Origin of the sequence: Streptomyces sp. URMC 123 (assembly GCF_051386515.1) — a bacterium.
Taxonomy (GTDB): domain Bacteria; phylum Actinomycetota; class Actinomycetes; order Streptomycetales; family Streptomycetaceae; genus Streptomyces.
Window position 1 is genome coordinate 1 of record NZ_JBPQTV010000199.1, and the last position, 11,669, is coordinate 11,669.

Annotated in this window: 9 protein-coding genes and 1 pseudogene; all 10 read left to right on the forward strand. The window is 75.8% G+C overall.

The features are described from left to right. Window positions 1-363, forward strand: a pseudogene (locus ACSNOD_RS21140) (spermidine synthase); the annotation flags it as partial. A gap of 485 nt (window positions 364-848) precedes the next feature. Further along, window positions 849-2,123: an SRPBCC family protein gene (locus ACSNOD_RS21145; protein WP_436768566.1), complete on the forward strand. Its 1,275-nt coding sequence runs from the start codon at window positions 849-851 to the stop codon at window positions 2,121-2,123. A gap of 29 nt (window positions 2,124-2,152) precedes the next feature. After that, a complete protein-coding gene (locus ACSNOD_RS21150; RefSeq protein WP_436768567.1) occupies window positions 2,153-2,992 on the forward strand; it encodes an aldose 1-epimerase in 840 nt (279 codons plus the stop codon). Window positions 2,993-3,018: 26 nt separating this feature from the next. After that, a complete protein-coding gene (gene pyrE / locus ACSNOD_RS21155; RefSeq protein WP_436768568.1) occupies window positions 3,019-3,558 on the forward strand; it encodes an orotate phosphoribosyltransferase in 540 nt (179 codons plus the stop codon). Between the two features lie 247 nt (window positions 3,559-3,805). Continuing rightward, on the forward strand, window positions 3,806-4,828 hold the full coding sequence (gene fbaA, locus ACSNOD_RS21160) for a class II fructose-bisphosphate aldolase (protein ID WP_436768569.1): 1,023 nt from the start codon (window positions 3,806-3,808) through the stop codon (window positions 4,826-4,828). 479 nt (window positions 4,829-5,307) lie between these two features. After that, window positions 5,308-6,804, forward strand: a complete 1,497-nt coding sequence (locus tag ACSNOD_RS21165; protein ID WP_436768574.1) for an MFS transporter — start codon at window positions 5,308-5,310, stop codon at window positions 6,802-6,804. A 168-nt stretch (window positions 6,805-6,972) separates the two neighbouring features. Further along, window positions 6,973-7,386 carry a DUF3151 domain-containing protein gene (locus ACSNOD_RS21170; protein WP_436768570.1) on the forward strand — a complete coding sequence of 138 codons (414 nt, stop codon included), beginning with the start codon at window positions 6,973-6,975 and terminating at the stop codon, window positions 7,384-7,386. A 249-nt stretch (window positions 7,387-7,635) separates the two neighbouring features. Continuing rightward, on the forward strand, window positions 7,636-8,631 hold the full coding sequence (locus tag ACSNOD_RS21175) for a DUF3152 domain-containing protein (RefSeq protein ID WP_436768571.1): 996 nt from the start codon (window positions 7,636-7,638) through the stop codon (window positions 8,629-8,631). Window positions 8,632-9,487: 856 nt separating this feature from the next. Then, window positions 9,488-10,393, forward strand: a complete 906-nt coding sequence (locus ACSNOD_RS21180) for a tryptophan 2,3-dioxygenase family protein (RefSeq protein ID WP_436768572.1) — start codon at window positions 9,488-9,490, stop codon at window positions 10,391-10,393. Further along, window positions 10,386-11,642, forward strand: a complete 1,257-nt coding sequence (kynU, locus tag ACSNOD_RS21185) for a kynureninase (protein ID WP_436768573.1) — start codon at window positions 10,386-10,388, stop codon at window positions 11,640-11,642. Before ACSNOD_RS21180 ends, kynU begins: the two co-directional genes overlap by 8 nt. Window positions 11,643-11,669 lie beyond the last annotated feature (27 nt).

The following is an 11,669-nucleotide window of genomic DNA, read 5'->3' on the forward strand; positions in this document are numbered from 1 at the left end:
GCCGCGCGGGTCCTGGCCGACGACGGGCGGCTCGCGGTGCACGCGGGGAGCCCCGGGGCGCGGCCGGCGGCGTACTGGACCGTGGAGGCCACGGTCCGCTCCGTGGGGCTGCGGACGCTGCCGTACCGCGTCGGCGGGCGGCTGTCGCGGTTCGTCGGCGGACCGGACCGGGCCTCGACGGCGGAAAAGGCACCGGACGACTGGGGCTTCGTCCTCGCGTCCTTCCGCCGGCCGCGGCCGACCCTGTCACCGGAGGCACCGGCGCTGCGGTCGCTGACGCGGGCGACGCTGCGGGACGCGGTGCTCCCGAGGACGCGGCGGATGCCGCCCTCGACGCTGATGCACCCGCGCTACCTGGACTGACGCGCCGGCTCGCTGCGCGAGCGTGTGGCGCGAACTTCGGCCGAGGGCGTCCACCTGTGCCTCCAGCGGCCGCTGGCAGTCGTCCCCCACTGGACACACCCTGGGCGGGCCGCAGGACACGGCCGTGTCCAGGGACCGCGCCGCCCGGCGCCGCCGGGGCCGGCCCGGGCGGGGCGGCGCTCCGCCCTGCGGCCCCCGGCCGGGGGCGCTGGAGTCGGCCCCGAGCCCGGGCACCTCCGCGCGTCGATGAGGTGTCGCGGGCACGCCTCCGGGGCCGTCGGCCGGGGCCGTGCGAGGGGCCGCGCCGCCCGGCGCCGCCGGGGCCGGCCCCAGCGGGGCGGCGCTCCGTTCTGGGCGCTGGGCGCCCTCGCGTGGCGATGCGAACTGGCGGGCAACCCCTGGGCCACCCGGCGCGGGGGCGCCGGGTGCGCAGGTCATCGCGAGGACGGGGCGGGAAACGGCCGCCCGTGGGTAGGCTCGGGACCATGGAGCACGAGGCGTTCGTTCCGTTCCCCGCCGAAACCGTTCGGCAGGCTCTCACCGACCCCGCCCGCGTATCCCGCTGCGTGCCCGGCTTCCAGCGGGACGCCGACGACTCGGCCCCGCCGCTCACGGGCCGGCTGCGGCTGAGGATCGGCGGCTCGACGATCACGTACCGGGGAGCGCTGCGCATCACCGCCCTCGACAGCGGCGACCTCGCCGTCGAGGCGGAGGGCGCGGAGGCCCGGGGCAGCGGCTCGGTCAAGCTCACGCTGACGATCCGGCCGGTCGACGCCGACGGCGGCACCACGCTCGTGTGCACCGGCACCGTCTCGGGCGACGGCCGGATCACCGACGTGGAGGAGGCCACCGCGGTCGCCGCCGGACACCGTCTGCTGGACCGTTGCGCCGCAGAACTGGCGGCCGACCTGGAGACCACCCCGATCGGCCCGACGGGGGTGGCGGCCCAGCCCGGTGCCGAGGCGGACAGCGGCCCGCGTACCGGCGCGGCGGACGCCGGACCCCGTACGGACGAGGGGGAGCCCGGAGAGGGCGGCCGTGCGCCACGGCGCGGCAGGCTCGACGCGGACGACGACAACCAGCCCGTGATTCCCGGCATTCCGGCGCCCGACAGCCACGACCGCCCGCACGCGCAGCCGCACGCGCAGTCGCCCGCGGGCGCCGACGAGGCCGAGGGCGGCCCGGCGGCGACGGGCGGCGCCTCGGCGAAGGGCGGCTCCGCCGCCAAGGGCACGGAGCCCGGCGAGTCGGCCGCCGCCGCGGAGCGGCCAGAGGCGGGCGGCCCCACCGAGCCGGGCGAACCCACCGGCCCCGGCGGCCCCACGAGACCCGCAAGACCCGCGGAGCCCACCAAACCCACCGGACACACTGGGCGCACCAAACCCACCGGACCCACCGGGCCCACGGAGTCCACCGGGCCCGGCGGAGCCACCCGTTCCGGCGAGCCCTCGCCGCCCCCCGCTCCGGACGACGCCACCGCCTTCGGCGCGGGCCACGCCGAGTTCGCCGGTGCCACCGGCCACGACGAGACGGACACCCCCGCCGAGCCGCCCGCCGAGGCGGCGCACGCCCGGCGCACGATGATCGGCCGCAGCGCCGAGGAGGTCGACCACGCGCCGCCCCGCGGGCGCTACGCGCCCGTGCCCGCCCCGCAGCCCGGCGGCGCCGGCGCGACCCTGCGCTGGGCGGCGCCCGCCGCGGCCGTCCTGCTCGCGTCCGCCGTCGTCGTCGGCCGGATTCTGCGCCGCCGGCACCACTGAGGGCGGGCTCCGGGGCTAGGGTCGGAGGGGTGAGCACTGACAACACCACGGACATCCGACTCGCGGCCGGCGACACCGAGTTGACCGTGCTTCCCGAGCGCGGCTGCCGGATCGGCTCCCTGCGGGTCGGCGGCACGGAACTGCTGCGGCAGGGCCCCCGGTACGGCTCGTTCCCCATGGTCCCCTGGTGCGGGCGCATGGCGTACGGCGAGTTCCGCAACGGCGGTGAGCTGCACCGGATGCCGGTGAACTCCCCGCCGCACGCGATTCACGGCACCGGCCGGGACACCGCCTGGCGCACCGCCCGCGCGGACAAGTCGTCGGCGGTCTTCACCTATGAGCTCGCCGAGCCCTGGCCGCACCCCGGGCGGGTCACCCAGGTGGTGGAGCTGACCGAGGACTCCCTCACGCTGACCATGGGCGTCGAGGCGCTGGTCGACTCGTTCCCCGCCCAGGCGGGCTGGCACCCCTGGTTCCTGCGCCACCTCGACAACGGCGACGGCGACGGCGGCCGTCCCGGCGACGGCCCCGGCGTCGAGATCGACTTCACCGCCGCGTGGCAGGAGGAGCGCGGCGAGGACCACCTGCCGACCGGCCGCAGGATCGCGCCCCGGCCGGGCCCCTGGGACGACTGCTTCGGCATGCCGGAGGGGGTGAACGTGACGCTGACCTGGCCCGGGCGGCTGGAGCTCACGGTCGCCAGCCGCGCGGAGTGGGTGGTGATCTACGACGAGCAGGAGGAGGCCGTCTGCGTCGAGCCGCAGTCCGGACCGCCGAACGGCCTCAACACCCTGCCCCGCCTGGTGACGCCCATCGACCCCCTGGAGATCTCCACGACCTGGAGCTGGCGCCGCCTCGACGGGTCGTAGCGGGCGCGCCGGTTAGTCTCATGCGTATGAGCGATGCGCGTGATGCCCTGCTGCGGCAGATCAAGGACAAGGCCGTAGTGCACGGCAAGGTGACCCTCTCCTCCGGCAAGGAGGCCGACTACTACGTCGACCTGCGCCGGATCACCCTGGACGGGGAGGCCGCGCCGCTGGTCGGACAGGTCATGCTCGACCTCACCGCCGACCTCGACTACGACGCCGTGGGCGGGCTCACGCTGGGCGCCGACCCGGTCGCCACCGCGATGCTGCACGCCGCCGCCGCGCGCGGCCGCACGCTCGACGCCTTCGTCGTGCGCAAGGCGGGCAAGGCCCACGGCCTCCAGCGCCGCATCGAGGGCCCGGACGTCGCGGGCCGCCGCGTGCTCGCGGTCGAGGACACCTCGACCACCGGCGGCTCCGTGCTGACCGCCGTCGAGGCGCTGCGCGAGGCCGGCGCGGAGGTCGTCGGCGTCGCCGTGATCGTCGAGCGCGGTGCCGCGCCGGCGATCGCCGAGGCGGGGCTGCCGTACTACCAGGCGTACGGTCTCGACGACCTCGACCTGGGCTGAGCCCGGCCGGCCCGGCCCGCCCGGCTGATTCGGCCCGCCCGGCCGACCCGCCTGTGACCTGGGCTTTTACGGGGGGCGGCAGGTTTCACGTGAAACCCGCCGCCCCCGCGCCGCATCCCGGGGGCACGGCGCGGGTGGACCAATCTCCGGCGTCTGGGAAGATGGGGGCGACGATGACCGTCGACCCCTGGTCAGGGACAGACGCAACGCTTTCGCACACCCGCCGCACATCACAAGGAGCGGACAGATGCCCATCGCAACTCCCGAGGTCTACAACGAGATGCTCGACCGGGCGAAGGCAGGCAAGTTCGCCTACCCGGCCATCAACGTGACCTCCACGCAGACTCTGCACGCCGCGCTGCGCGGTTTCGCCGAGGCGGAGAGCGACGGCATCATCCAGATCTCGACGGGCGGCGCCGAGTTCCTGGGCGGCCAGTACAGCAAGGACATGGTCAGCGGCGCGGTGGCGCTGGCCGAGTTCGCGCACGTCGTGGCCAAGAAGTACCCGGTCAACATCGCGCTGCACACCGACCACTGCCCCAAGGACAAGCTCGACGGCTACGTCCGTCCGCTGCTGAAGATCTCCCAGGAGCGCGTCGCCGCGGGCCAGAACCCGCTGTTCCAGTCCCACATGTGGGACGGCTCCGCCGAGAAGCTCGACGAGAACCTCTCCATCGCGCAGGAGCTGCTCGCCGAGGCCGTCAAGGCGAAGATCATCCTTGAGGTCGAGATCACCCCGACCGGTGGCGAGGAGGACGGCGTCACCCACGAGATCAACGACGAGCTCTACACCACGGTCGCCGACGTCGAGCGCACCGCCGAGGCGCTGGGCCTGGGCGAGAAGGGCCGCTACCTGCTGGCCGCGTCCTTCGGCAACGTCCACGGCGTCTACAAGCCGGGCAACGTCGTCCTCCGTCCCGAGCTGCTCCGCGAGCTGCAGGACGGCGTCGCGGCCAAGCACGGCAAGGAGAACCCGTTCGACTTCGTCTTCCACGGCGGCTCCGGCTCCACGGAGGAGGAGATCCGCACGGCGCTGGAGAACGGCGTCGTGAAGATGAACCTCGACACGGACACGCAGTACGCGTTCACGCGGCCGGTCGCGGACCACATGTTCCGCAACTACGACGGTGTCCTGAAGGTCGACGGCGAGGTCGGCAACAAGAAGACGTACGACCCGCGCAGCTGGGGCAAGCTGGCCGAGGCGGGCATGGCCGAGCGCGTCACGAAGGCGTGCGCGGACCTGCGCTCGACGGGCACGAAGCTCAAGTAGCCCGCGGCTCGGCTCGCGCGGACTGACGCCCGCGCGGACTGACGCCCGCGCGGACTGTCGCTCGCACGGACTGACGACGGACAACGCGTCCCGGCGCCTCATGGCGCGGGGGCGCGTTGTCGCGTTCCGGCCGCCGGGCCCGGGGGCCGGCGCCGGCCCGGTGAACGGAGCCGAGCCGGCCCGTGCACCCGGACCGCGCCGGAGGCGCCGCGGCGGCCGCGTGGCTGCGGTGGCTGGCGGGGAGGCCACCGGGGATCATCGTGCGTATGAGCGATTCCCCGCCGGACCGAGACGACGGCCGGGACCGGACGCCCGCCGACCCCCGGCAGAAGGCACCCGCGCCGCCCGCGCCGGAGACGGCCGCGACGCCCGCGCCGCGGGCATCCGCACCGGAGGCGGCCGCCCACCGCGCCGGCCGTGTCCGGCTGTCCGAGGCCACGGGCCGCTGGATCGTCCTGACGGCAGTACTGGGCTCGGGCATGGCGATGCTCGACAGTACGGTCGTCAACGTCGCCCTGCCCCGGATCGGCACGGACCTCGACGCCGACCTCGCCGTCCTCCAGTGGACCGTCAACGCCTACATGCTCACGCTCGCCGGCCTGATCCTCCTCGGCGGCGCCCTGGGCGACCGCTACGGCCGGCGCCGGATCTTCGTGATCGGTGTGGTGTGGTTCGCGGCGGCGTCACTGCTGTGCGGGCTGGCGCCGAACGCGCCCGTACTGATCGCGGCCCGGGCCCTGCAAGGCATCGGCGGGGCGCTGCTGACGCCGGGCTCGCTGGCGCTGATCCAGGCCACGTTCCACCCGGACGACCGCGCCCGCGCGGTGGGCGCCTGGTCGGGCCTGGGCGGCGTCTCGGCGGCGGTGGGGCCGTTCCTGGGCGGCTGGCTGGTGGACGGCCCCGGCTGGCGCTGGGTGTTCCTGCTGAACGTGCCGCTGGCGCTGATCTGCGTGCCCGTGGCGCTGCGCCATGTGCCGGAGACGCGGGACCCGGCCGCGCACGGCCGCTTCGACGCGGCGGGCGCGGCGCTGGGCGCGCTGTCGCTCGGCGCGGTGACGTACGCGCTCATCGAGGCGCCGGAGCGGGGCGCCTCGGCGACCGTCCTGGTCCCGGCGGTGCTCGGGGTGGTGCTGGGGGCGGTGTTCGTGGCCGTCGAGCGGCGCCGCGCCGATCCGATGCTGCCACCGGACATCTTCGCCTCGCGCCAGTTCACGGCGGTGAACGCGGTGACGCTGGGGGTGTACGCGGCGTTCGGCGGCTTCTTCTTCCTGTCCGTGCTGCAACTCCAGGTGGTCCTCGGCTATTCGGCGCTCGCGGCGGGGACGGCGCTGCTGCCGACGACCGTACTGATGCTGCTGCTCTCCGCGCGCTCGGGCGAGCTGGGTCAGCGGATCGGCCCGCGCGTCCCGCTGACGGTGGGGCCGCTGCTGTGCGCGGCGGGCATGCTGCTGATGACGCGGGCGGGGCCGGGCGCGCAGTACTGGCGGGATGTGCTGCCCGCGCTGGTGGTGCTCGGCGCGGGCATGGTGCTGCTGGTGGCGCCGCTGACGTCGACAGTGCTGGCGTCGGTGGACGTCGGCCGGGCGGGCCTGGCCAGCGGGGTGAACAACGCGGTGGCGCGGGCGGCGGGCCTGGTCGCGGTGGCCGCGCTGCCGCTGCTGGCGGGCATGGGGCCGGAGGTCTACCGCTCGGCGGCGGAGTTCGACGCGACCTTCCGCCGGGCGATGGTGATGTGCGCGGGGGTGCTGGTGGCGGCGGCCGTGGTGGCGTGGCTGACGGTGCGCTCGGACGTCCTGGAGGAGGGGGCGGCCCCTGCGGGGGCCCGGCGCGCGCCCGAGCCCGAGCCCGGGGGCGAGGCGGCCCGCGAGGGAGCCGGCCGGTGCCACCCGGAGTGCGCGTACCACTGCCCCGTGTCCGCCCCGCCGCTCGACCCGGGCGAGGTCCGCGGCCGGCCGCCGGGAGATGCCCGGGGCTGACGCCCACGCTGGGGCCCGTCGGCCGAGACCCGTCGGCGGGTCACGGTGTCTGGGGGCCGGGACGGGGCTCGCGGCCTCGGCGACCGGCGCGGGCGTGCGCGGAAGCGCGCGGGCGCGCGCCGGGGGAAGGGTGCCCCAGGTGAGGGGCGGTCCGGCAGACTGGAACCCATGGCCATTCATGAGAACCTGCTCGGGGGCCCGCCCCCGACCCATCTGCCCGACGACCCCGAGCCGCGCGAGCTCCTCGCGTCCGGCGCCGCGCCCGCCGAGGTCGCCGCGAAGTACCCCGCGTCCTCCCTCGCGTGGGCGCAGCTCGCCGACGAGGCCTTCGAGGCGGGCCGGGTCGTGGAGTCGTACGCGTACGCCCGTACCGGCTACCACCGCGGCCTGGATGCGCTGCGCCGCGCGGGCTGGAAGGGCCATGGCCCGGTGCCGTTCGAGCACGAGCCGAACCGCGGCTTCCTGCGGGCCCTGCACGCGCTGGCCCGCGCCGCGCAGGCCATCGGCGAGAACGAGGAGCACGAGCGCTGCGCCACGTTCCTGCGCGACTCCTCGCCGACCGCGGCGGACATCCTGTCCTGACCCGGACTCGCCCCGGACGCCGGTCCGTTCGCTCCGGACGCCGGTCCGCTCGCCCCGGGCGGTGAGCCGCGCGCCACGGCGGCCGAGTCCGCGCGCCGGCCCAGGCAACCCGAGGCCCCGAACGCCCCTCTGTACGGGTGTTCGGGGCCTCGTCGCACGCGTGGCGCACCGGCCCGGGACCACACCGCACGCCCCTGTACGATCATCGAACATTTGATCGGGTCTGGGCTGTTGTGCGGGGAGCGTGGCATGGCCGAACGCGGAGTACGGCGAGCGGGGTCCGGGTCCGAGAGACGCGCCGAGCGGCGCGGCGGGCGGGCCGGGCGGCGCGGTCGCCGCGGGGCCGCCTGGCCGACCCTGGTGTGCTTAGCGGTCGCCGCGGCGGGCATCGCCGCGCTCCTGGGCGGCGCCGGCCTGGCGCACTGGCAGCGGCTGGACGACGAGGCCGACGCCGTGGCCCGCGCCCGTACGGAGCCGCTCCCCGGCGGTTCCGGGGCCGCCGCGGCCGCTCCGCCGGCCACCTCCGCCGCCCGGCCGTCGCCGGGAGCGCCCGGCGACGGCGGCAACGCGTCCGGGGCCCCGCCGGGCCCGTCGAACGGCGCCTCCGGCCCGAGCGGCCCGAGCGGCTCGCCGTCCTCCTCGCCCTCCACCTCCCCGAGTACGGGCGCGTCCGGCGGTGTGCGGGCCAGCGGCCCGGGGACCTTCGCGACCGCCCAGGCGAGCGGCGCCGCGGTGGGCACGGGCACGATCCGCCGCTACCAGGTGCAGGTGGAGCACGGCATCGAGCTGTCCGCCGGCGCGGCGGCCAACGAGATCGCCGGGATTCTGGGCCACTCGCGCGGCTGGACCAAGGACGGGGTCAACGGCTTCGAGCTGGTCTCCTCGGGACCCACCGACTTCGTGGTGAAGATCGCCACGCCGGCGACGGTGGACCGCATCTGCGGTGCGGCCGGCCTCGACACCGGCGGCGAGGTGAACTGCGCGGTGGGCGCCACCGTGGTGGTCAACCTCAAGCGCTGGATGCTGGGCTCGCCGGAGTTCGACGGCCCCCTGGGGGAGTACCGCGCCCTGATCGTCAACCACGAGGTGGGCCACCGCATCGGCCACGGCCACGAGGGCTGTGCGGGCCCGGGCAAGCCGGCGCCCGCGATGATGCAGCAGATCAAGGGGCTCAAGGGCTGCACGGCGAACGCCTGGCCCTACGACACGGCGGGAAAGTACATCGGCGGCCCGCGCGTCCCCTGACCGTACGGGCGGGCGCCCGTACGGCCGGAAGGTGAGGGCCGGCCGCGCCGTCCCCCGTACGGCCGGAGGCACGTCCCTGTACAGACGGAGGCGGGGCCCGTACGGGCGGAAGGCCCCCGTACGGGCGGTGGTCCGCCCCTGTGCGGGCGGGCGCGCGGCCCGTACGGGCCGAGGCCCGGCCCCGTATCGACGGAGGGCGTGAGCCGGCCGTGCCGTGCCCCGTACGGGCGGAAGTCCGCGCTCGCGGTGACGGAAGCCTTCGTACGTGCGGAGGCTGGCCCCGTACGGACGGAAGGCCCGCGCTCGCGCGGACGGAAGCCCTCGTACGGGCGGAGGTAGCCCGTACGGCCGGAGGTCGTGTGGCCCGTGCGGGCGGAGGCGTGGCCCGTACGGGCGGCGGGCGTGAGCCGGCCGTGCCCGTGCTCCGTACGGCCGGAGGCCCGGCCCGTACCGGCGGAAGACCCCCGTACAGACGAGGGCGTGAGTCGACCGCGCCGTGACCCGTGACGGGCGGAGGCCCGCCCCCGTACGGTCGGAGGCCCGCCCTCGCGCGGACCGGGGGCGTGAGCCGGCCGTGCCGTGACCCGTACGGCTGGAGGCTCGACCCGTACGGGCGGAAGGTACGGGCCGGGCCCTTCCGTGACCCGTACGGGTGGAAGGCGCCCGTACGGGTCGAGGCCCGGCCCCGTACGGGCGGCAAGCCCCCCGTACTGTCGGACGCCCGTTCGGCCTCTGACCGTACGGGCGCACGCTCATTACCCTTGCCCTATCCGCGTCATGGCGCACATGATCTCCGCGTGTCCCGGCACCGTGCCCCACCAGGGCCCGGCCGGGCCCGGTCCATGGAGGGAACACCATGTCCGACACCCCGGCCGGCTTCACGGACGACGACCAGGCGATCCCCGGTCTCGACCTCGATCCGGACCTCAGCATCGGCAGCCACGGCACCACCCCGTACGAGGACTACGTCCACGCCTCCGTCCTGACCCGGCTCCAGCGCACGCTCACCGACGACCCCGGCGAGATGGTCTTCCTGGTGGCCACCCAGGTGATGGAGCTGTGGTTCACCGTGATCGTCCACGAGTGGCGGACCGCCGCGCACGCGCTGCGCGGCGACGACCTGCCGACCGCGCTCGCCGCCCTGCGCCGCAGCCAGTACGAGCTGGAGTCGCTGAACGCCTCCTGGAAGCCGCTCGCGCACCTGACGCCCGGACAGTTCAACTCCTACCGCGCCGCCTTGGGCGAGGGCTCGGGCTTCCAGTCGGTGATGTACCGGCGGCTGGAGTTCCTGCTGGGCGAGAAGTCCACGTCGATGCTGGTCCCGCACCGGGGGCAGCCCGCGGAGCACGCGGAGCTGGAGAAGGCGCTGCACGAGCCGAGCCTGTACGACGAGGCCCTGGCCTTTCTCGCCCGCCGCGGCCATGACATTCCGGCCGAGGTGCTCCACCGCGACCCGACGCAGCGCCATGAGCCGCACCCGGCCGTGGAGGAGGCCTGGCGCGCGGTCTACGCGGCCGAGGGCGAGGCCGTGGCCACGGGCGGGGCGCTGACCGACGGCGCCGGGGACGAGGTGCGGCTCGGCGAGGCGCTGACCGAGGTCGCCGAGCTGGTGTGGCGCTGGCGCAACGACCACCTCGTCGCCACCCGGCGGGCGATGGGCGCCAAGCGCGGCACCGGCGGCTCGGCCGGCGTGGCCTGGCTCGAAAGACGCGCCTCCAAAAACGTTTTTCCCGAGCTGTGGACGGCACGCAGCCATGTCTGACACCTCTGATGCGCCTGACACGCCTGACACGCCCACGCCTGACACGTCCGACACGTCAGACCTCGCGGCGCGCGCCGCGCGGCTGGACGCGGCCGACGAACTCGCCTTCGTCCGCGACCGCTTCGTCCTCGACGACGACGTGGTCTATCTCGACGGCAACTCCCTGGGCGCGCTGCCGCGTGCCGTGCCGGGCCGGCTGGCCGAGGTCGTCGAGCACGAGTGGGGCCGGCTCGGCATCCGCTCGTGGGAGGAGAGCGGCTGGTGGACGGCGCCGGAGCGGATCGGCGACCGGATCGCGCCGCTCGTCGGGGCCGGCCCGGGCCAGGTGGTGGTCGGCGACTCCACCAGCGTCAATGTCTTCAAGGCGCTGGTGGGGGCGGTGCGCATCGCCCACGCCGACGGGCCCGGGCGCGACGAGATCCTCGTCGACGCCGGCACCTTCCCCACCGACGGCTATATCGCCGGGTCCGCCGCCCGGCTGACCGGCTGCCGCGTGCGGGCCGTGCCCGCCGACCGGATCGCCGCCGAGGCGGGCCCACGCACCGCGGTCGCCCTCGTCAACCACGTCGACTTCCGCACCGGCCGGCTGTACGACCTGCCCGGCATCACCGCCGCCGTGCGCGCGGCCGGCGCGCTCGCCGTCTGGGACCTGTGCCACAGCGCGGGCGCGCTGCCCGTCGAACTCGCCGCGCACGGCGTCGACTTCGCCGTCGGCTGCACGTACAAGTTCCTGAACGGCGGGCCCGGCGCGCCCGCGTACCTGTACGTGCGGCCCGGCCTCCAGCGCTGGTTCGACTCCCCGCTGCCCGGCTGGAACTCGCACGCCGAGCCCTTCGCGATGGCCGCCGACTACGCCCCCGCCGAGGGCGCGCCGCGCGGGCGCGTGGGCACGCCCGACATCCTCTCCATGCTGGCGCTGGAGGCGGCGCTCGGCGTCTGGGACGGGGTGCGGATCGAGGCCGTACGCGCCAAGAGCCTCGCCCTGACCGACTTCTTCCTGGAGTGCGTGGCGCGCTACGTGCCGGCGGGGCTGGTGGAGTCGCTGACTCCGGACGCGCACGCGGAGCGGGGCAGCCAGGTGTCGCTGCGCTGCGCGGAGGCGGAGAAGGCGATGCCGGAGCTGATCCGGCGCGGGGTCGTCGGGGACGTGCGGCGCCCGGACGTGCTGCGGTTCGGGTTCACCCCGCTGTACACGAGCTTCGCGGAGGTACGGCGGGCGGCGCGGGTGATCGGGGAGGTGTTGTCGTGAGCGGGGTGGAGGAGGCGGGGGCACAGG

Coding starts and splice junctions, on each gene's coding strand:
- ACSNOD_RS21170 (WP_436768570.1), top strand. CDS start 6,973: ATGGCCATTCATGAGAACCTGCTCGGGGGCCCGCCCCCGACCCATCTG.
- ACSNOD_RS21145 (WP_436768566.1), top strand. CDS start 849: ATGGAGCACGAGGCGTTCGTTCCGTTCCCCGCCGAAACCGTTCGGCAG.
- pyrE (WP_436768568.1), top strand. CDS start 3,019: ATGAGCGATGCGCGTGATGCCCTGCTGCGGCAGATCAAGGACAAGGCC.
- ACSNOD_RS21165 (WP_436768574.1), top strand. CDS start 5,308: ATGGCGATGCTCGACAGTACGGTCGTCAACGTCGCCCTGCCCCGGATC.
- ACSNOD_RS21175 (WP_436768571.1), top strand. CDS start 7,636: ATGGCCGAACGCGGAGTACGGCGAGCGGGGTCCGGGTCCGAGAGACGC.
- ACSNOD_RS21180 (WP_436768572.1), top strand. CDS start 9,488: ATGTCCGACACCCCGGCCGGCTTCACGGACGACGACCAGGCGATCCCC.
- kynU (WP_436768573.1), top strand. CDS start 10,386: ATGTCTGACACCTCTGATGCGCCTGACACGCCTGACACGCCCACGCCT.
- fbaA (WP_436768569.1), top strand. CDS start 3,806: ATGCCCATCGCAACTCCCGAGGTCTACAACGAGATGCTCGACCGGGCG.